The following is a 21728-nucleotide window of genomic DNA, read 5'->3' on the forward strand; positions in this document are numbered from 1 at the left end:
GTTAATAATCTACATCCGATAACTTTAATGACACTAATTTAGTTACACCCTTTTCTTCCATAGTTGCACCGTAAAGGGTATCTGCATATTCCATAGTACCCTTTCTATGTGTTATAACAAGGAATTGTGTTTCTTTAGAAAACTCTCTGAGATATTGAGTAAACCTGAAGATATTTACATCATCTAAGGCAGCTTCTATTTCATCTAGTATACAAAAAGGTGTTGGTTTTGTCTTTAATATTGCAAATAATAAAGCTATTGCAGTAAGTGATTTTTCTCCACCTGATAAAAGTGATATTTTACTCAATTTTTTCCCTGGTGGTTGAACTGCTATTTCAATGTTGCTGTTTAGTGCATCTGATTCATCTTCTATATAAACATCTCCATTTCCGCCATTGAAGAGTTTTTTAAAAACTTCATTAAACTTAATCCTAATACTTGCAAATTCATCTAAGAATTTGTCTCTCATTTTTATTTCAAGTTCTTTTATTACATCATTTAATTGAATTTTAGCTTCTATTAAATCTTTTTTTTGAACAGATAAAAAATCATATCTGTCTTTAACTTCTTTATACTCTTCAATTGAATCAATATTAATGTTTCCAAGACCTTTTATTTCTTTTTTATAAGTATTTAAATCATTATATAACTTTGAATAGCTTATGCTTTCATCTTTGTAGCCGAGAGCCATAGCATAGTTCATCTCATATTCTTCCCAAAACTTAGTTGAAATATCTTCAACCTTGGATTTTTCTCTTTCAATTTTAACATTCATATTATTTTCATCATCTAATAACAACGTGATATTTTTGTTTGTTTCATTCATTATATTTTGATATTCATATATTTGGTTTTGAAAATTTAATAAATTAGCTTTTTCGTCTTGGTACTTTGAATTAATTTGAGATAGTTCTTTGCTTAATAATTCTGATTTTTTTGCGTATTCTTCAATTAAACTAGTGGCTTTACTAATTTCAGTTTCTATATTTTTTAGATTTTCTTCTTTTTGTGATTTTGTATTTATATTTCTATTAATTTCAAAATCTATATTAATAATTTTTTCTTCTTTAAGTTTTATATTCTGTCTTAAATCTGAAACCTGTTCTCTTTTTTCTAATATTATTGAATTATACTCTTCAAAATTCTTTCTATTGCTTTCATTTTGAGAAATAATATTCTCTATAATTTTCTCTCGTTCATCTATAACTTTTTTGTTTTCTTCTATTTGTTTATCAATTTGAAATATTTCTTCTCCATATTTATTCTTTTCATTTACAATATATTGTTTTTCATCTGAATATTTTTTTATTGTAATTTCTGTTCTATTTAATTGTTCTTGCAGCATAATTATTTTTGATTCAGATAAATTGTATAAATTATTTTTTTCATTTATAACATTTTTTATATTTTCAATTAATTCATTATAATTTTTAATATCACTTAAAATACTATTTAATTCATCATTTTTTATTTGTAAATCATTTGAATAATTTTTACTTAATTCTTTGCATTCTTCTATTTCTCTCTTTCTACCCAAAAGATTTTGATTATTTGAGATATGACCGCCAGTAACAGAACCACCAGAATTAATTACATCACCTTGTAAACTTACAATTTTAACTGAATTTCCAAGGCGTTTTGATATTTTAAAACCGTTTTTTAAATTATCAACTATTAAGATTCTTCCCAAAAGATGTTTTATGACCTTTTTAAATTTAGGGTCTGTATCTATAAGCATGTCCGCAGTATCAATAACACAAGGTTCATTTAGTACTGATCTCTCACTATTGTTTAATGATCTCTCCTGAATCATCTCTATTGGTAAAAATGTTACCCTTCCAATTTTACTAGTTTTCAAGTATTCAATAATATCCGAAGCATCTGACTCAGAGTTTACTATAACGTTTTGTATAGCAGCTCCAAGTGAAATTTCAATTGCAGTTTCATATTCTTTTTTTGTTTTAACAATATCCGCTACTGTACCGAGTATCGACTTATTTAACATTTCATTTTTATCTTTGTTATTCATAAGCGTTTTAACACTTTTGTAATAACCATCATAATAAGCTTCCATGTTATTAAGTATGCTAAGCTTTGAATTTATACTGCTTAACTTATTACTTATATTTTTTATTTCATTTTCTTTGTTTAATTTTTGATTTTCTGACTTTTTTAATTTATCTAATACTTCATTTCCTTCTTGTTTTTTAATGGATAGGTGTTCTTTAGCATCATCTTTTTCTTGTTTTAGAAGTTTAATGATATTTTCCTTATTTTCTTTTTCAGATTCTTCTGATAAAATTTCTTTTGATAATTGTTCAATTCTTTCTTCGCTATTTTTTACAAATGATTCCAAAGTGTTTTTAGAACTATTCATTTTGTTAATTTCTTTATGAAGTTCAAACAACATATTTTTTTCATTATCAATAAGTTTGATTATATCATCAATTTCGGCTTTGTATCCTTCTACCTCAAGGTTTAACTCATTAAATTTTTCTAATTCTACTTTTAAATTTTCAGAAAGTATATCCTTCTCTAAATTTATAGCATGAATATTTTCCTGTAATTCCTTATTTCTATTTTCTAGTGCTTGTATTTCCTCTATTACATTTTGTATGTTATTTTGATATAAAAGACTTTTTTCATTTTGCACATTAGATAAACTTAAATAATTTTCATATTCTTTATTTTTAATAGATTGAGTGTTTTCTAGCTCTGTAATGGCTGTTTGAAGAATGATGACTTTTTCTTTTTCCGTTGTGATTGTACGTTCAATGGAATCTCTTTTTTTCTGTAAACTTTCTTTTTGTATCACCGACCGTTTTTTTTGCTCTTCTAATGCTAATAACTGTTCACTATGTTTTTCATACTCATGAACAAAATAATTTAGTTCATATTTTTTTAATTCAGATTTCAATTCTATATATTTATTTGCTTTTTCACTTTGCTCTCTAAGCGGTTCAATTCTTTGTTCTAGTTCGTGAACTATATCTTCTACCCTATCTAAGTTGTCGTTAGTTTTATCAAGCTTTCTTATTGCCTCTTCTTTTCTAGTTTTATATTTAACTATTCCTGCTGCTTCTTCAAAAACTTCTCTTCTTGTTTCAGAATTTGGGCTTAAAATATCTTCGACACGACCTTGTCCTATAAAAGAATATCCATCTCTTCCTATTCCAGTATCCATAAAAAGTTCTTTAATATCCTTTAGCCTGCACTGTTGTTTATTTATGTAATATTCACTTTCTCCAGTTTTATACAATTTCCTTTTTATACTAACTTCGTTATATTCTATTGGAATAATTCCAGTTTGATTATCAAATACTAAATTAACCTCAGCATAACCAAGGGGCATACGCTTTTCTGTTCCAGCAAAAATTATATCATCCATCTTCCCTCCACGAAGGGATTTAGCACTTTGTTCTCCAAGAACCCACTTGATAGCATCTGATATATTGCTTTTACCACTTCCATTTGGACCAACAATTGCAGTTATGCCTTTTTCTATAACTATCTCAGTTTTTTCAGCAAATGATTTAAATCCATTTACATAAATCTTTTTTAAAAACATATTACACCCCTGTACTAATGCCATTTAAGTAGTTTTTATAAATGTCTGACATTAAAAAACTACCTATTTTTATATCACCATCATATATTTCTATTGAATTTTCATTGTTTGGATTGCCAAAAAATACATTTTTTATATTGAACATATTTTGCAATTTTATTATATTAGTTTTGCTTTGTCCAACAACATCACTTATAATTTTATTATCGGCTAATATTTTTATGGACTTATTTTTTAGCTTTTTATCTTTAATTATTTCCTTAATTGAATTTAAATATAAATTTTGTTCTACCAGTTGTCTAAAGGCAGAATGAAACGGACCACCAACTACATCTGCTCCCTCTTTTATAGAATCAGTGTTCTGCAGGCCTATCCTAATAACATTAATACCATTAACCATATATTCCGAATACATATATGCTGTGATATCAACAGCTTCTTGCAGCGTTAAAGGCTTATATAAGCCAGTTTTAAACATATTTAATAGTTCAGTATCTCTTATTACTAAAGTTGGATAAATCCTTACTATATCAGGTTTCATTGAAATTGAATCTAAACATGTTCTTTTTTCTTTTTCAATAGTACTCCCTGGAAGACCTGGCATAATCTGATGACCTAATGTAAATCCATATTCTTTTATTAACTTACTAGCATCTTCTGAATCTTTTCTAGTATGGCCTCTATTAGATTTTCTCAATACTTCATCATCTAAACTTTGTATGCCTAGTTCAATTATATCTACGTCATATTTTTTTTGTAAATTTAAAATTTCATTGGTTATTGCATCCGGCCTAGTTGACATTCTAATATGCTTAACAACACCTAAATCTTTATAATACTTACCTACCTTCAACAAGTCTTCTTGAAGATTCTTATCTATTGCTGTAAAACTACCACCAAAAAATGCTATTTCTGCATTAGTATTTTCATCAATCGTTTTTCTAAACTCTTCAACAATATCTATTGCATATTTACTATTTACTCTAACCGTACCCTTTCCAGTAATTGTTTTTTGATTGCAGAAAACACAATCATTTTTACAACCTACGTGCGGAACAAAAATAGGAATTATTTTTATTTTATTACTCATTTATCTGTCCTTCAAAAATTAATGCTTTTCTTGCTGCATCTTGTTCTGCTATTTTTTTACTTTTTCCTGTTCCAGTACCCACCACCACTTTATTTACTAAAACATTAACATGAAACATTTTTTCGTGATCAGGTCCTTCTTCTTTAGTTACAACATAACGTATTTTACATACTTGATTTTTACTTTGATAATATTCCTGTAAAAATGATTTATAGTCTGAAATAATTTTTCCTTTAACTGCAATCTGAATATATTGTGTTATGTTTTCTAAAACAAATTCTTGTGCTTCTTTATATCCACCATCTATATATATAGCTGCTATTATTGCTTCAACTGCATCTGCTAGAATTGATTTTCGTTCTCTCCCTCCAGAAGATTCTTCTCCCTTTCCTAATAGCAAAAATTCACCAACATTTAAATTCGTAGCCACTATACTAAGTGTATCTTCACATACTACTTGAGAACGAAGCTTTGTTAATTCACCCTCTGGATATTCTGGGAATTGATCAAATATGAACCTACTCACAACAATACTTAAAACGGCATCTCCCAAAAACTCCAATCTTTCATTATTTACTTTAGTATAAAATTTATCCTCATTTGAATACGAACTATGAGTTAATGATTTTTCTAATATTTCTATATTTTTAAATTTGTAATTTACTATTTTTTCAAATTTTTTTAATTCATCAATATTAATTATCACAATTTCCTCCTGTTTTGTACTATTATAACTTTTTATTACTACCACGAACCTCTTCATAGAAATAAGAAAAAATTATAAATAAATTATTGTAGATAGCAGAACAATACAAACAATAATTTATAACTGTTCTAATATTGATCTGCTATTTATCTATATATTCCTAATCCAATATTTCTTCTAAATAATTCACTATATCGCCTACTGTAGAAATATTTTCAATGCTTTCATCTTCAACTTCAACATCAAATTCTTCTTCTATTGCCATAATTAATTCAAATAAAGCAATAGAATCTGCTTCTAAGTCATCTGAAAATGATGTTTCCATTGTTATGTCATCACTATCAACACCAAGCTTTTCTGAAATAAGATCCCTTAATCTCTCAAACATTTTTACCTCCTCATTATACTTTCTTCTATCAGGTTATTAACTCTACTGTCGCAAAATACCTTAGCTTGTCGTATTGCATTTTTAATTGCAATTTCATCCGAACTTCCATGAGCTTTAATTACTGGAGCCTTAACCCCTAACAAAGGTGCTCCACCATGTTCACTATAATCAAATTTATTTTTGAAGTTTCTTAGTGATGGCTTAATTAGTGCTCCACCCACTTTTGATACAAAACTTGAAGTCAGTTCTTCTTTTAAACCTGACATAATTTCTTTTACAGTCCCTTCAAGGGTTTTTAAAATCATATTTCCCACAAAACCGTCACATACTATTATGTCCGCTTCGCCTCTAAGTATTTCCCTAGCCTCTATATTTCCACAAAAATTAATTGGTAATACAGATTTCTCTAGAAGTTCATATGTTTCAATAGTCAACTTATTTCCTTTGCCCTTTTCTGCACCTATATTAGCTAAGGCTATACGTGGAGAAGAAATATTCATTACTTTCTTCATGTATATATCTGCCATAATAGCAAAATCATACAAAAAATTTGACTTGCAGTCTACATTAGCACCTGAGTCAATTAGCATTGAAAAACCACCTTTCATTGATGGAATCAATGGAGCAAGAGCTGGCCTCTCTATACCTTCAATTCTTCCAATAACTAGAAGTCCACCACTTAGCAAAGCACCAGTACTTCCAGCTGAAACAATCGCATCAGCATCATTATTTTTCACAGCATTTAAAGCTTTAACTAATGATGAATTTTTTTTGCGTCTTAGTGCCAATACTGGTTTATCTTCATTTGTTATTATTTCATCGGCATTTAGTATATCAATGTTTTTATAATTTGTTGTATTACTTTCTAGAATTTTTTTAATTTCTTGTTCTTTTCCAGAAAGAATTACACCTACATTATATTCATCTCTAGCCAAAATACAACCCTTGACTATTAAATCCGGAGCATTGTCTCCGCCCATTGCGTCTACTACAATCTTCATACTTGCACCTCTAATCTACTATCTTTAACCTAGTAATTAGTATATATTAGAAATAATTCAAATGCAATAAAAAAATAGTGCTAATTAGCACTATTTTTTTGCATTGAGAATAACAGTTTTTAAAAAAACATAGACTTAAAAATTTTTTTATTCTACGCTCATAACTTCCTTACCGTTATAATATCCACATGCTCCACATACTCTGTGAGGCAACTTTGGTTCATGACATTGAGGACAATCCATTACATTAGGAATAGTTAATCTTTCTTTAGCTGTTCTTCTTCTATCTCTTCTCGCTTTGGAAGTTTTTCTCTTAGGTACTGCCATTGTAACACCTCCTTAATCTTTTAACAGGTTCTTTAATTTATCAAATCTTGGATCTGTTATATTGTTTTCACATTTACATTTTTCAATGTTTAAATTAACTCCACAGTTGGGGCATATGCCTTTACAATCTTTACTGCAAATAGCTTTCATTGGCATAGATAAATAAATCATCTGCTTAATTGTTTCGTCTAAATTAACACATCCATCTACTATGGCTAATTTTATTTCGTCAGATTCATCATCTTTTTCTAGATTTTTTCCAACTACAGCTTCAAATTTAACCTCAGAAGTATTTTCAAATTCTGTTAAGCATCTAGCACAAGTTTCTTCATAAGAATACTTAACTATACCTGTTAACAATATGCTATCTTCAACTTTGAAAAATTCTCCATTGAATAATATCGCCTTATTAAGATGTGTCTTTTCTAAAAATTCTTCATCATCAATGATGAATTTGCCTTCAAATATAAACAACATATCATCTGATGACAAATATTTACTTAAATTTATTAACATCATACCACCCTTTTTACTAGCAGAGTTAATTATATGAGAAAAAAAAACTTTTGTCAAGTAGTTTATTTTACACTTCTTTATTTTTATTTAGATAAAAGTTGTGTATCTCTTGCTATCATTAACTCTTCATTTGTAGGAATAACAAATACTTTAACTGAACCATTATCTTTTGATATTAATGCTTCCTTACCTCTAGTGTTATTTTTTTCATCATCTATTGTAATTCCAAGGAATTCCAATCCTGAACATATTTCTTTTCTGTTATCTTTTGAATTTTCTCCTAAACCAGCAGTAAATACTACTACATCAACTCCACCCATTGCAGCTGCATATGAACCAATATATTTTTTTACTGTATAATCAAATTTATCAAGTGCTAATTGAGCTCTCTTGTTTCCTTTTTCTGCTTCTTCTTCAATATCTCTAAAGTCGCTACTTACACCTGAAATACCAAGAACTCCTGATTTTTTATTCATTAAATTATCTAAATCTGCTGCTGACATATTTTTTTTATTCATTAAAAATGTTGTTATTGCTGGGTCTATATCACCACATCTTGTTCCCATTACAAGACCTTCAAGTGGAGTTAATCCCATACTTGTATCTACAGATTTTCCACCTTTTATAGCAGTAACACTTGCCCCATTGCCTAAATGGCAAGTAATAATTTTTAAATCTTTTAAATCTTTACCCGTTAAAGCTGCTGCTCTTTCTGCTACATATCTATGTGATGTTCCGTGAAAGCCATATCTTCTAATTCCAAGCTCTTTGTATAATTCATATGGCAATGGATATATATAAGAAACCTCAGGCATTGTTTGATGATAAGCAGTATCAAAAGTCCCAACCATTGGAACATTTGGCAACAATTCTTTACAAGCTTCAATACCAATAATATTTGGTGGATTGTGAAGTGGTGCTAAGTCAGTACATTCTTTCATAGCATTTACTACTTCATCAGTGATTTTTACTGAACCAGCAAATTTTTCTCCACCATGAACAACTCTATGTCCTACAGCATCTATTTCTTCTAGTGATTTAACAGCTCCATAAACTGGGTCAACTAAAGATTTTAATACAATATTAATTGCTTCTTTATGACTTTTCATAGGCTCTTCAATTACAACCTTTTCTTTACCTTCTGCTTGATGCTTAACTACACTACCTTCAATTCCAATTCTTTCAGCTAAACCTTTAGCTAACACACTTTCATCGTTCATATTGATTAATTGATATTTTAACGATGAGCTCCCACAGTTAATAACTAATACATTCATGTTTATTTATCCTCCAATGTTATGTAAATTAAATATATAATAAAATCATTTATGATTTTATGAACTTAAAAATTTTTATAATTACATTTAATAATTTTTTCTATTTTTTTATTATTCAATACAACAATATCACAATTTGAAATTTGATAATCCCATAAATTATCATAATTTACTGATTTATAATATAGTAAAATACTTTGAATTACACCAAAATGAGATACAATAACAGAATTATCCAAATCATTTATTTTATTCATGAAATCAGATATGCGCTCTATAATATCTATATATGATTCACCTTTTGGAAATTTATATTCAAAACCCTGATTAATCCAATTATCAGTTTCACTTTTATAATCCTTAAGCATTTCTTCCCATGTCATATTTTCAAAAATTCCAAAATTTATCTCTTTTAAACATTCAATTGCACTTAACTCTACACTAATTTCTTCAGAAATTATTTCAGCTGTTTTATATGCTCTTTTAAGAGGACTTGTATATATTTGGGAAATATTTAATTTTTTCAAATTAGTACCAGCTATTTTTGCTTGTACCATACCCTCAAGAGAAAGTTCAACATCTGTAATGCCACAATATCTTTTATTTAAATTACCTATAGATTCACCATGTCTAACCAAGTACAACATTAAATCAACTCCTGCAGTAAAATCACTGAGAACATAAAAATAATCTGACAAATTTCTGTGATAAAGCCACAAGTATCTCCTGTCATACCACCTATTTTCTTCTCTATCCAATTAGAAATCAAGTATGCTGAAATAAGTGTTACAACTGATGCAATAATCATAAGAATCTTATTGGGTATAATTATACAACATATAGTCAATATCAAAATATTTATAATAAGCACTTCTGTATTAATTGATTCAATAAATACCGTACCCATTCCTTTTGATTTTTTTGCATATTTTTTATTCCATGAACTAACTATAACAGAAGTTCTACCAACTATTGGCATAATGAAACAGGCAAATATTCCTATATTTGAAAATAATACAAATTGTGACAACACTACAAATATTAAGCATAATACACCAAATGCCCCAACATGAGAATCACTCATTATCTCAAATATTCTATCACCTGTTCTCCCTGAAAACAATCCATCACAAGTGTCAGCTGCTCCATCAAAATGCAACCCACCAGTTACTATAGTGTAACACATAGTCAAAAGCAATCCCATGACATAATCAAAACGAAATAAGCTACCTATTATTGCTACAATGAATAAGATTATTCCTATAATTACTCCCATAAGCGAATATAAACTTAAAGCTTTTTTGAAACTTTCTTCATTATATTCAATTTTATTGCCTATAGGGATACGTGTAAAAAATGAAATAAGAACTAAAAATCCTGAGGCCATTTAACCATTTCTCCCTTATGTTTGAGCTTTATAGGAATTCCAGAAAAAATGAAATACATATAATCTGATTCTTGACCAATTCTATTATTAGTTCGTCCACTTATATCTCTAAAATAATTCCCCATATAATATGACGGAACAACACCTAAACCAGTTTCATTAGAAACAATAATAAGTTTTTTATTATTATCATTGCAAATATCAATTAATGAAATAACATTGTTAATTATTCTCTTTTCAAGATTGTTAACTTCATCTACTGAACAATTATCAAAATCAAGTTTGCTATCAAACATGAAGTTTCCAATTAAAGTAGTCATACAATCGATTAAAACAACATCTGACTCATTAAATTCATTGAAGTTTGTGAGTGTATGAAAATCAGAATACAGCTCTAATGTTTTCCATGATTTTGGTCTTTGTTCTTTATGTTTTTTTACCCTATCCGCCATTGCCTGGTCTGTTATTACAGCAGTTGCTATGTATAATACTTTCTCTCCATATTCATTTGCTTTTAATTCAGCAAATGTACTTTTTCCACTTCTAGAACCACCGATTACAAATGTCACACTCATAAGATTACCTACATTTCATAATACTTTGACAATTAATTGCCATTAACCTATATATTATAACACTAATACAAAATAAATCAATAAAAAATGCAAAATTCATTGTTTTTTTGTATTAACAAATTATTTTAATTATTTTTATACTAAAATGTTATTGTTTTCATATAAAATATTGATAATAATGTATAAACAAGTTATAATAAAAAAAAGAAATTTTACCTCACTTGATATCAAGTGAGGTTTGTGTTGATATATGGTTATTCAAGTAAAAAGGAGTATGTTAAAAATGAATATTGTTGGTATAGTTGCAGAGTACAACCCATTTCACAAGGGTCATGAATATCATTTAAAAAAAGCAAAAGAAAACTCAAACTGCGATTATGTTGCTGTTGTTATGAGTGGAAATTTCGTACAACGAGGCGAGCCAGCCTTGATAGATAAATTCAAGCGTGCAGAATCCGCTATATATGGTGGAGCAGATTTAGTTATTGAACTTCCTATGCCTTTTTCTTGTCAAAATGCCGAACTTTTTGCAAAAGCAGCATTAACAGAATTAAAAAAACTAAATATTACACACTTAAGCTTTGGTTGTGAAAATAATAATTTAGAATTATTAAAAGAGGCCGCTTTAATTCAAATAAACAATAAAAATTTAAAACATATAATTAAAGAGGAATTGGCAAAAGGCATTTCATATCCTAAAGCCTTAACAAACGCTATAAATAGTATTTCTGATAACGAAATAGGTCATATTATTAATTCACCAAACAACGTGTTAGGAATTGAATATATCAAAAGTTCAATTAATTTAAAAGGTAATTGGGATTTTACACCAGTTAAAAGAATAGGCAAAAATCATAATGATATTGATTTATCAGGAAAATATGACAGTGCAACGGCAATTAGAAAAAGTATTATTGATGGTAGTAACAAATTGTATTCTAGCTCCATAACAGAAAAAAGCAGCGAAATGATTAAAAAATTTTACTGTGAATATAATGGATTTAACTCAATAAACCGTTACTTAAACTATATATATTATAAAATATTAGATTTGGGCACAAATGGATTAAATGATATATACGAGGTATCTGAAGGTTTAAATAATAAAATTTATTCTAATATTTTCAAATATAACACTACTGATGATTTTATTATGTCTCTTAAATCAAAAAGGTATACCTATTCAAAATTAAGACGAATACTACTAAATATATTGCTAAACATAAGAAAATCTGACATAAAAGATTTTATGTCAACTGATTTAGAATCCTCTCTCTCTACCAATAATAGTCATAATAATTTTATCAAGGTTCTAGCGTTTAACGATAAAGGAAGATCAATATTAAAACAATCAAAGGATTCAGGTACATATACAATAAATAAATTTTCAGATTACAAAAAATATAATTTAAGTTTAGATATTTTTAACTTAACTAACAAATCAACTAATATATATTATCTTCCATTTACTAACAAAACCACGAATGATGAATATATTCAAAACGCTATATATGTAAAATAAAAAAGAGCATATTACACTTCAATTGACAATAATATATGTTATATGGAGGTTGTATTATGTTAAAGAGAAACTTTATTCCAATATCTATTTTATTAATAATATTTGCTTTTATTCTAAATCCAAGTATTGTATCAGAAGGGGCCTTCAGAGGTTTAGCTATTTGGATTAACAACATTGTACCTTATTTATTCCCAATGTTTATTTTATCTAACATTTTACTCCAATATAATTTTATGTATAGTCTCTTAGAAAGATTATCTTTTTTTTCTAAAAGAATACTAAAGAGCAAATTTGCCTTAATTCCATATTTTATTAGCTTTATATCTGGTTATCCATCTGGCGCTATGATTGTTAATATTATGGCTAATAATAAAAAAATAAGTGTTCCTGAGGCAAATTATATTCTTACATTTACTAATAATTGTAGTTTTCAATTTATTGCAGCAGTGGTTTCTTACTCTATGCTAGGAAACTTTAATTTATGGGTATATATTGCCATACCACACTATTTAGGAGCAATCATTTTAAGTTTTTTATTTAAACATAAAGAAAATAATTTATCAAAAAATATTAGATTTCAAAATAAAAGTGCTCATTTTAATGAAGTGTTTAGTTCATCAGTTTATAAAGCAATCATAAGTATCCTTACTGTCGGTGGTGTTATAGTAATCTTTTCTGTATTTTCACAATATGTAACTACAATACTTTTAGAAAATAGAATTTTTACATCTTTAAATACAAATATAAAAAATATAATTTTTTCTTTAATAGTAGGTTCTTTAGAAATAACTAATGGTTGCAGCATAATTGCTTCTTCATTACTCCCACTAGAAATAAAACTTATTATAATAAATTTTCTAATAAGCTTTTCTGGAATGTCAATTATTTTTCAAACCATTGCAGTAACAGACGACTTAAATTTCAACATTCTAGATTATATAAAATCAAAGTTTCTTCTAGGTATTGTGTCTGCTCTAATCTGCGTACTACTTTTTATTATTTGATGCAGTGGGGACTGTCCCTGTTGCATTAGTGGGGACTGTCCCTGTTGCACCTGTTGCATCTTAATTTTTATTGATATTACTGTAAGAATTAGTTATAATAAATAATATAAGGAAAAATTAACTAATTAGATAAGGTGAATTCAAATGATAAATGTAACTTTGATAGGAACGGGTGGTATGATACCTCTTCCCAACAGATTTTTAGCTTCATGTTTAATTGAATACAATGGTAAATCTATACTAATTGATTGTGGTGAAGGTTGTCAGATTTCTTTGCACAAAGGTAAATTAAGCATAAATAAAATAGAAGTTATTTTAATAACTCATTGCCATGCAGACCATATAACAGGACTTCCTGGTTTATTACTAACTATTGGAAACCAAAGTCGAACAGAACCCTTGTATATAATGGGACCTAAAGGTTCCTACGAAATAATAAATAGCTTATTAATGGTATGTGGATATTTACCATTTGAAGTAAGAATTATAGAAATTTCAGATGACAAACCTGTTCAGTTTGAGCATATTGGTCTTAATATTACGTCAATACCGCTATCACACCATATTAGTTGTTTAGGTTACAGTTTAGAATTAAAATTAAAACCGCATTTTCTTCCTGAAAAAGCTAAGAAATTAAATATACCTGTTGGTTTTTGGAGACTTCTTCACAATGGTGAAAATATTCAGATTGACGATAATACAATTACACCAAACATGGTTTTAGGAGAAGAAAGAAATCCAATTAAAATTTCATATGTTACTGATACTAGACCAACTAAATATATAAATGAAGTTGTAAAAGATTCTGACTTATTTATATGTGAGGGAATGTATGGTGATGATGAACAATATGAAAATGCTTTAGACAAAAAGCATATGCTTTTTTCAGAAGCAGCAAATATAGCTAAAGCAGCTAATGTAAAAGAATTATGGCTTACACATTACAGCCCGTCCTTAAAAAATCCAGAGGATTATATAGAAAACACTACCAAGATTTTTTCAAATACTTTTACAGGTTTTGATTTAATGACTAAAAAAATAACATCAAAATAAAACCCAAATGCAGTGGGGACTGTCCCCATTGCATTTGGGTTTATATTTTTTTCTTTAATTTTTTCAATCTAAAGAAATCTTCTCTTTCTTTTTCTTCTAAAACTTCTTGAATATATTTTACTTGTTCTTTATATCTAGGAATTTGTTTATGTTGTAAAGCATTAGTTCTTTTTTGCGTTTTTTCTATTTCCTTTGCAAGCTTAAATATTGAATTTTCAATTTCAGCTAATTCATAAACTTTAAATCTAACATCTTTAAATTTTTCCCTAGCTTCATCAAGTGCTGAATTTGTATTGTAAAATCCATATGTAGGTATAATTTTTTTATCTATATATTTTACAGTTGGAATATCAACTCCCATAACACTCTTTAAAAGAACATCAAAATGCTCATCTGCTGGTATACTGTATGACATATCTTCTACATTCTTTACTCCCAAAGTAATATTAGCCTTTTGCAATGCTTCATAGGCTTCTGTAATAACATCATAAATTTCATCATGCATGTTCCTAGCCTTATCAACAAATTCCATCATCTCTTTTATTAGAACATTTCTTTTTTTATCTAATAGTTCATATCCTTTTTTAGATAAAGCTAGTGAAGATTTTGCTTTTATTAAATTTGATTTAGTAGGAGCAACAATAATAGCCATAACTATCTCTCCCTATTTTTAATATAGTATTTTTCAATCATTTCTGACTTCATACGGTCAAGCTCACTAACTGGGAGAAGTGATAAAACATACCATCCTAAATCTAAAGTTTCTATAATACTTCGGTTTTCATCTGTAGCTTGTGATATAAAATTACTTTCAAATTCACGACCAAACTTAAGATATATTTTATCTATATCACTTAAATCATCTTCACCTATTATTTGTGCTAAACTTCTAACATCTTGAACTTTTGAATATGCTGCAAATATCTGGCTAGATAAATCTGCATGGTCTTCTCTTGTATAATCTGCACCAATACCGTCCTTCATTAAACGAGATAATGATGGTAGTATGTCAATTGGAGGATAAATACTTTTTTGATTTAACTCCCTATTTAAAACCATTTGTCCTTCTGTTATAAATCCAGTCAAATCAGGTATCGGATGAGTTATATCATCGTTAGGCATTGTGAGTATAGGAATAAGAGTTATAGAACCTTCGCAACTTTTTAACATTCCTGCTCTTTCATAAATAGTTGATAAATCACTATACAAATATCCTGGATAACCCTTACGTGATGGAACTTCCTCTTTTGCAGTAGATATTTCTCTAAGTGCTTCTGCATAGCTAGTCATATCAGTTAATATTACAAGTACATGCATATTATGCTTAAATGCTAAATATTCTGCAGCTGTCAAAGCGCATCTTGGTGTTGAAATTCTTTCAACTATAGGATTGTCAGCAGTGTTTATATACATAACTACGTGATCTAAAACTCCTGCCTGTTCAAAACTCCTCTTAAAGTAATCGGCATCATCATGTCTTACGCCCATTGCTCCAAAAACAACTGCAAAATTTTCACTAGTTGCTCCTTCTATTTTAGCTTGCTTTACAATTTGTGCTGCAAGTTCGTTGTGTGCTATACCATTTCCAGAAAATATAGGTAGTTTTTGACCCCTTATTAACGTCATTAAAGCATCAATAGACGATATTCCAGTTTGTATAAAGTTTCTCGGATATTTACGTGCTACAGGGTTAATTGGTCTACCATTTATATTCTGTCTGTAGCTAGAAACTACTTGATATGAACTATCTATTGGTTCACCAACTCCATTAAATGTTCTACCCAGTATATCCATAGATAGGGGGATCATTAATGGTTCTCCAATGAATTTTACTGAGGAATTAACAGTAGATATACCTGAAGTTCCTTCAAAAACTTGGACAACAACTTTATCGCCCTCTATTTTAATAATTTTCCCTTTTCTAATTTCATCATTATCAACTTTTATATTAACTGTTTCTCCATAAGAAACATTTTCTATGCCACCAAGAACTATGAGAGGACCTTCAACTCTTTCTAATTTCAAATATTCCTTTTTCATAAACACCACTCCCTACTCATATTTTTGCCTTAGGTTACTATATGTCTCTACTACTTTTATTTTTAATTCATCTAATAACTCTAATTTATCATTTGGAATTTCATATTTCATTTTAAAAATGTCTTGTAATACATCTTCACTACGTATTGTAGAAATAGGAATTCCCATTTTTACGCATTTTATGGCGTTTTCATAAAACAAATCTATAACCTGTAGCATTTTATACTGTTTATCTAAAACGACATATGTATCTTCTGGGTGAAGGGCATTTTGCTGTAAAAATCCTTTTTTAATCATTCTAGCAGTTTCTAAAACAAGTGCTTGATCATTTGGTAAAACATCTTCTCCTACAAGTTGTACTATTTCATTAAGTTTTTCTTCTTCTTGTAAAAGTCTAATCATTTTATTTCTAAGTTCTATCATGTCTTCAGCAACATTTTTCTTATACCAATCTTCTAGCATAGTTACATATCCACTGTAGCTAGTTAAATAATTTATAGCAGGATAATGTCTGGCATATGCTAACTTTTTATCTAAAGCTAAAAACGCTGTAACAAATCTTTTAGTATTTTCAGTAACTGGTTCGGAAAAATCTCCACCTGCTGGAGAAACTGCGCCAATTATTGTTACAGAAGCTTCTTCACCACTTAAAGTTTTAACACAACCAGCTCTTTCGTAAAATTCAGCTAACCTTGAAGGTAAATATGCTGGATAACCTTCCTCTGCTGGCATTTCTTCAAGTCTACCTGAAATTTCTCTTAGTGCCTCTGCCCACCTAGATGTAGAGTCAGCCATTATTGCAACATCATATCCCATATCTCTATAGTACTCTGCCATTGTAATTCCAGTATATATGCTTGCTTCACGAGCTGCAACTGGCATATTTGATGTGTTAGCTATAAGTATTGTCCTCTCCATTAGTGGTCTATCTGTACGAGGGTCAATTAAAGCTGGAAATTCCTCTAAAACATCAGTCATTTCATTTCCACGTTCTCCACAGCCAATATATACTATAATATCTGCATCACTCCATTTTGCAAACTGATGCTGTGTAACAGTTTTTCCAGTACCAAATCCTCCTGGCAATCCTACTGTTCCACCTTTTGCAACGGGATAAAAGCTATCTATTACCCTTTGTCCTGTAATCAATGGCTTATAAATAGGAATTCTATCGGCTATAGGTCTTGGTTTTCTTACAGGCCACTTACAGTATAAAGTTAAATTTAATTGTTCACCTTTATTATTTTCTAATACAACAATTGTTTCTTCAATAGTATATTTCCCATCTGTTTTAACTTCTTTTACCGCTCCACCTATATTATAAGGAACCATAAGTTTATGAAGTATACTTGTAGTCTCTTGGACAGTAGCATAAACATCACCTGATTTAAGTACATCTCCTACTTTGACCAAAATTGTTACCTGCCACTCTTTGCTTCTATCTAAAGATAAAAGTCCAATTCCCTCAGGTATAAAATCACTGGACATTTGTTGAATTCTTTGCAGTGGTCTTTGTATACCATCAAAAATATTTCCTAACATACCTGGTCCTAATGTTACTGAAAGTGGACTTCCTGTTGGATATATTTTTTCTCCAGCCTTTAACCCTTCTGTTTCTTCATATACTTGAACAGTTGCTACATCCTCTTCAATTGAAACTACTTCTCCAATTAACTTTTGTTCTCCTACAGTAACCATTTCATTAACTTTAAAAGAACTCATATTTGTTCCTTTAACAACAGGGCCATTTATTATATTAACAATTCCTTCACTATATTCCAATATGTTCACCTGCCTCTAACGCTTCAAACAATGTTTGCATAATATAAGCTTTATTTTCTTCCAAAACAGATTTCATAGTCATATTAATTCTTAAATTAGTTTGAGGAAAATCTATGATTATTCCTCCAATGATGCTATCATCTATTACTTTAAATGTAATATTTTTAAAGCTATGTTTTGACTCAATTTCATGCCTAATTAATGAGCCGAATTTGTCATTATCTTTTTTTGTCAAATATATTAACAATTCGTCTCCTTTAATTGAATCAATTTCTTGATTAAATTGAGAAATATTTTTTAACAGATAATGTTTATATGTTTCTGAAACAACAAATTCACTCAAATTATCTCTTAAATGACCCATCAATATATTAAAATATTTTTCTTTAACTTCCATTCTTTCTTTTTTTAAGCTTATTTTCGTTTTACTTTGAATTTCTATTCTGCTTGCTTCTACTTTTTTTCTTGCAGTTTCAATGATATTTTTAGCTTCATTATCTACTTCATCTTTACTTTTCTGAAGTTTAATATTATATTGCTCTTCAAGTTCTGTTAGTTGTTCTTGAAATTTTTTATCCATTGATTGATTTAAAAGTTTCGAAAATAGCAATAATTTTTGTTCAATTGTAACCATATTAATCACCTCATATCCGAATGCCTACAGAATCTCTTATGTAATTTGTTATAGCATCATATCCTCTAGTAGTTCCATGTCTATCTGGAATTTCTATAATAAGAGGAGTTTTGGATTTTAATTTATACTCCATAACCTCTTCCGTTGCCATATCAACTACCTTTTCTGTTAGTATTATTATTCCTATATCATCATTTTTCATTGCATTTTTTATAGCAATAAGAGCATTCTCTCTGTCATGTACAATTAATCCATTAATGCCTGCTAATTTCATGCCGACCCAAGTATCTCTATTATCACTTATTAAAAATGATTTCATATATATTCTCTTTTCTTTATTATTATCTATATTTATTTCGTTCTAATTTCTAAACAAATAAAATTAATATTGAAATAATCATGCCATATATTGCAATACCTTCCGCCATACCAACAAATATTAGTGTTTTACCTAAAATAGTTGAATCTTCAGAAACTGCTCCTACGGCAGAAGAACCAACAGAACCAACTGCAACTCCAGTTCCGATTGTCGCTAAGCCTGTACTTAACGCTGCTGCAATGTATTTAAATCCTTCCCCTAAAGAAACACCCGTTGCAGCTTGAACTCCATTTACAGTATCCGCAAATACATTACCCCCAAATAAAGTTGATACAATTGCACCAACCATTACAATTGCAAATGCTGATAAAGTTGTCAATAATGATTTCTTTATACTTCCACTTCTTTTACTTTTCATAGCCTTATAACCATATATAATAGTTCCTATTGAAATTGATGTAGCTAATAACATTGATATGATTTGCATATTTATTACTTCCCTTCATTTTAATTTAAATTTTGATTTTGATTTATTATTTAATAATTTTAATTATTTACTTAATTTTATAGGATTATACTCTATTCCATCACCATTAAAATACTTGCTAAACATCTCATAATATTGAAGACGAAGACCTTGAATGAAAACAACTAAACCTTCTAGTGTTAAAATCAATACATTTCCTAAAAATAATATTATTATTTTTAATAGAACATTAGTTGTCATCTCTGACATTACTAGAAATGCTAAAAACAAACCTGCATGATTCAATGCAAATGCTCCAATACGAATAAATGAAATTGCATTACTTAAAGCATTTAAAATTGTTTCAACACCTTCAAAAATACTTTCTGTAAAATATGAGCCAACACCACCATGAATTAGCGGCCTCTTATTTAGAACCATATTAGTTATAGGCTCTTTTAAAATCATAAATAATAGGCTTAATAATAACCCTATTATAGGTATGCTTATTGGTAAATTAGTTACTTTAGTTATTGAAACACAAGTTAAAACTAAACTTATAAAAAACAAATAACCAGAAACTCCATTTTTCCCAAATAGACCTTCTTCAATATCACCTTTTCTTAAGTTGTTAGTGATACCAAACGCAAAGGATATTGTAAGGAAAACAACACCAATTACAACACCTGCTAATAATATCATAGGGATATTTCTAGGGTCTAATGGTTTTCCTATTAAACTAGGTAACCATGGTAATTCTTCTTGCTCAAGTCCAAACAAACTACCATAAACAAATCCAAATAAAATTGAACTTCCTCCTAAGCGCATAAGCAAAGACCCTGCCATTTTCATTTTGATAAATTTATTGTAAATGATAAATCCTGCAACAAAATATACTAATCCCTGCCCAATATCTCCAAACATTATACCAAACATTAAACAAAATGTTATGGCTAAGAATGGAGTTGGGTCAATTTCATGGTAAGACGGCATGCCATACATCTTTACAATTAATTCAAATGGTCTTGTAAACCAATTATTTTTAAGCTTTGTTGGTGGTTTAACTTTTTTGCTCATTTCTTTAGCTTTTTTTTCAGTTATTACAAACTTATTAGTTACTGTCCCTATTGATTCTTCTACACTGATTTTATCAGTTTCTTTTACCCAAACATTTAAAACAAATAAATTATGTCCATAATCAACCTTCTTTTCTAACTCAGTAACTTTTTTTTCAAGTATTAGAGTATTAAAAATCTTATTTAATATATATTGGTTCTCTTCTTTGTCGATTTCTAGAATGTTTGATAGTTCCAATATTTCGTTTTGAAGCATCTGTATTTTTTTATCAATTTGTTCAACCATTTGCAATGAATTTCCGCTTAAACCTTCTGGTATTTTAAGCTGATTCCAGTTTAATGATTTAAGGATATTTTTAGTTTCATCTCTAAATTGTTTAGGATATATAATTATGTACATATCTTCAACTGATGCTTTTATATTACCTAGTTTCAGTACAATAGCAGTGAGGTTTTCGTAGTTTCTCTTTAAACGAAACTTATTTTCACTAGAGAGTGCTCCAATTTCATATTCAAAAAAATTTAAATCTTCAATCTTGTCAAAATCTATACTTTTATCATAAATGCAATCAATATTATCTCTAAATTTCACAAGTTCTTCTATTTGTATTTTTTTATTTTTTATTTGTTTAACTTTGTTTCCAATTTCTGATTGAATAATATTTAAATCCCATTTAGCATCTTCTATACAATATTTATTGCCAAACAAAATTTTTTTATCTACTTTTAATTCCAATCCCAATCCATTGCACAAGTCTTCAACAATTTGTTCATACTTTATGCATTCACTCTGTAAATTATCATAGTTAATTGGACTATACATTGATGAACTAATTATATCAGATTCAAATTGGTGAATAAAATAATTGTTATTGTACGCATTGTTAATATCTGTATTCAGATGAACATTTTCACACAATATCAGTTGTTTTAAAATAGGATGCATCTCTTCTAAAGATCCAACTATTTTTAGTAATACCATCTTTTCGATAGCCAT

At 28.6% G+C, this 21728-nt stretch carries 21 protein-coding genes; 3 read left to right on the forward strand and 18 right to left on the reverse strand.

The window, feature by feature from the left end:
- Nucleotide 1: 1 nt before the first annotated feature.
- From smc to cobU, 11 genes are all read right to left on the reverse strand, one after another.
- Nucleotides 2-3568 (reverse strand): chromosome segregation protein SMC, encoded by a 3567-nt coding sequence (gene smc, locus J2Z76_RS06530; protein ID WP_209511205.1) that lies wholly within the window; start codon nt 3566-3568, stop codon nt 2-4.
- 1 nt (nt 3569) lies between these two features.
- A complete protein-coding gene (locus J2Z76_RS06535) occupies nt 3570-4658 on the reverse strand; it encodes an elongator complex protein 3 (protein ID WP_209511206.1) in 1089 nt (362 codons plus the stop codon).
- Nucleotides 4651-5364 carry a ribonuclease III gene (gene rnc, locus J2Z76_RS06540; RefSeq protein ID WP_342455021.1) on the reverse strand — a complete coding sequence of 238 codons (714 nt, stop codon included), beginning with the start codon at nt 5362-5364 and terminating at the stop codon, nt 4651-4653. Before rnc ends, J2Z76_RS06535 begins: the two co-directional genes overlap by 8 nt.
- Nucleotides 5365-5524: 160 nt before the next feature.
- A complete protein-coding gene (gene acpP / locus J2Z76_RS06545) occupies nt 5525-5752 on the reverse strand; it encodes an acyl carrier protein (RefSeq protein ID WP_209511208.1) in 228 nt (75 codons plus the stop codon).
- A 2-nt stretch (nt 5753-5754) separates the two neighbouring features.
- Nucleotides 5755-6753, reverse strand: coding sequence for a phosphate acyltransferase PlsX (gene plsX, locus J2Z76_RS06550; protein ID WP_209511209.1), 999 nt, complete (start codon nt 6751-6753; stop codon nt 5755-5757).
- A 147-nt stretch (nt 6754-6900) separates the two neighbouring features.
- A complete protein-coding gene (gene rpmF / locus J2Z76_RS06555; RefSeq protein WP_209511210.1) occupies nt 6901-7080 on the reverse strand; it encodes a 50S ribosomal protein L32 in 180 nt (59 codons plus the stop codon).
- A 12-nt stretch (nt 7081-7092) separates the two neighbouring features.
- Nucleotides 7093-7596, reverse strand: coding sequence for a YceD family protein (locus J2Z76_RS06560; protein ID WP_209511211.1), 504 nt, complete (start codon nt 7594-7596; stop codon nt 7093-7095).
- Nucleotides 7597-7679: 83 nt separating this feature from the next.
- Nucleotides 7680-8873 (reverse strand): acetate/propionate family kinase, encoded by a 1194-nt coding sequence (locus J2Z76_RS06565; RefSeq protein ID WP_209511212.1) that lies wholly within the window; start codon nt 8871-8873, stop codon nt 7680-7682.
- Between the two features lie 65 nt (nt 8874-8938).
- Nucleotides 8939-9520 (reverse strand): histidine phosphatase family protein, encoded by a 582-nt coding sequence (locus J2Z76_RS06570; protein WP_209511213.1) that lies wholly within the window; start codon nt 9518-9520, stop codon nt 8939-8941.
- Entirely contained in the window at nt 9520-10260 is a 741-nt protein-coding gene (gene cobS, locus J2Z76_RS06575; RefSeq protein WP_209511214.1) for an adenosylcobinamide-GDP ribazoletransferase, read from the reverse strand. Before cobS ends, J2Z76_RS06570 begins: the two co-directional genes overlap by 1 nt.
- Nucleotides 10242-10835 carry a bifunctional adenosylcobinamide kinase/adenosylcobinamide-phosphate guanylyltransferase gene (gene cobU / locus J2Z76_RS06580; RefSeq protein WP_209511215.1) on the reverse strand — a complete coding sequence of 198 codons (594 nt, stop codon included), beginning with the start codon at nt 10833-10835 and terminating at the stop codon, nt 10242-10244. Before cobU ends, cobS begins: the two co-directional genes overlap by 19 nt.
- A gap of 283 nt (nt 10836-11118) precedes the next feature.
- On the opposite strand from cobU, the gene J2Z76_RS06585 reads away from it, so the two are divergent.
- The 3 genes from J2Z76_RS06585 to J2Z76_RS06595 all read left to right on the forward strand — a co-directional run bounded on the left by J2Z76_RS06585 (nt 11119) and on the right by J2Z76_RS06595 (nt 14414).
- Nucleotides 11119-12357, forward strand: a complete 1239-nt coding sequence (locus tag J2Z76_RS06585; RefSeq protein WP_209511216.1) for a nucleotidyltransferase — start codon at nt 11119-11121, stop codon at nt 12355-12357.
- A gap of 56 nt (nt 12358-12413) precedes the next feature.
- On the forward strand, nt 12414-13361 hold the full coding sequence (locus J2Z76_RS06590; RefSeq protein ID WP_209511217.1) for a hypothetical protein: 948 nt from the start codon (nt 12414-12416) through the stop codon (nt 13359-13361).
- 144 nt (nt 13362-13505) lie between these two features.
- A complete protein-coding gene (locus tag J2Z76_RS06595; RefSeq protein ID WP_209511218.1) occupies nt 13506-14414 on the forward strand; it encodes a ribonuclease Z in 909 nt (302 codons plus the stop codon).
- Between the two features lie 40 nt (nt 14415-14454).
- On the opposite strand, the gene J2Z76_RS06600 is transcribed toward J2Z76_RS06595, so the two are convergent.
- The 7 genes from J2Z76_RS06600 to J2Z76_RS06630 all read right to left on the reverse strand — a co-directional run bounded on the left by J2Z76_RS06600 (nt 14455) and on the right by J2Z76_RS06630 (nt 21728).
- Nucleotides 14455-15066 (reverse strand): V-type ATP synthase subunit D, encoded by a 612-nt coding sequence (locus J2Z76_RS06600; RefSeq protein ID WP_209511219.1) that lies wholly within the window; start codon nt 15064-15066, stop codon nt 14455-14457.
- A 2-nt stretch (nt 15067-15068) separates the two neighbouring features.
- Nucleotides 15069-16454: a V-type ATP synthase subunit B gene (locus tag J2Z76_RS06605; RefSeq protein ID WP_209511220.1), complete on the reverse strand. Its 1386-nt coding sequence runs from the start codon at nt 16452-16454 to the stop codon at nt 15069-15071.
- Between the two features lie 12 nt (nt 16455-16466).
- Nucleotides 16467-18236, reverse strand: a complete 1770-nt coding sequence (locus J2Z76_RS06610; protein ID WP_209511221.1) for a V-type ATP synthase subunit A — start codon at nt 18234-18236, stop codon at nt 16467-16469.
- Nucleotides 18226-18870 carry a V-type ATP synthase subunit E family protein gene (locus tag J2Z76_RS06615; protein ID WP_209511222.1) on the reverse strand — a complete coding sequence of 215 codons (645 nt, stop codon included), beginning with the start codon at nt 18868-18870 and terminating at the stop codon, nt 18226-18228. Before J2Z76_RS06615 ends, J2Z76_RS06610 begins: the two co-directional genes overlap by 11 nt.
- A 10-nt stretch (nt 18871-18880) precedes the next feature.
- On the reverse strand, nt 18881-19189 hold the full coding sequence (locus J2Z76_RS06620) for a V-type ATP synthase subunit F (protein WP_209511223.1): 309 nt from the start codon (nt 19187-19189) through the stop codon (nt 18881-18883).
- Nucleotides 19190-19238: 49 nt separating this feature from the next.
- Nucleotides 19239-19676: an ATP synthase subunit C gene (locus tag J2Z76_RS06625; RefSeq protein WP_209511224.1), complete on the reverse strand. Its 438-nt coding sequence runs from the start codon at nt 19674-19676 to the stop codon at nt 19239-19241.
- A gap of 63 nt (nt 19677-19739) precedes the next feature.
- The gene (locus J2Z76_RS06630; protein ID WP_209511225.1) at nt 19740-21728 is read right to left on the reverse strand and encodes a V-type ATP synthase subunit I; all 1989 of its coding nucleotides are present in this window, start codon (nt 21726-21728) and stop codon (nt 19740-19742) included.

This window comes from Sedimentibacter acidaminivorans, from assembly GCF_017873955.1.
In the GTDB taxonomy this organism is placed as follows: Bacteria; Bacillota; Clostridia; order Tissierellales; family Sedimentibacteraceae; genus Sedimentibacter; species Sedimentibacter acidaminivorans.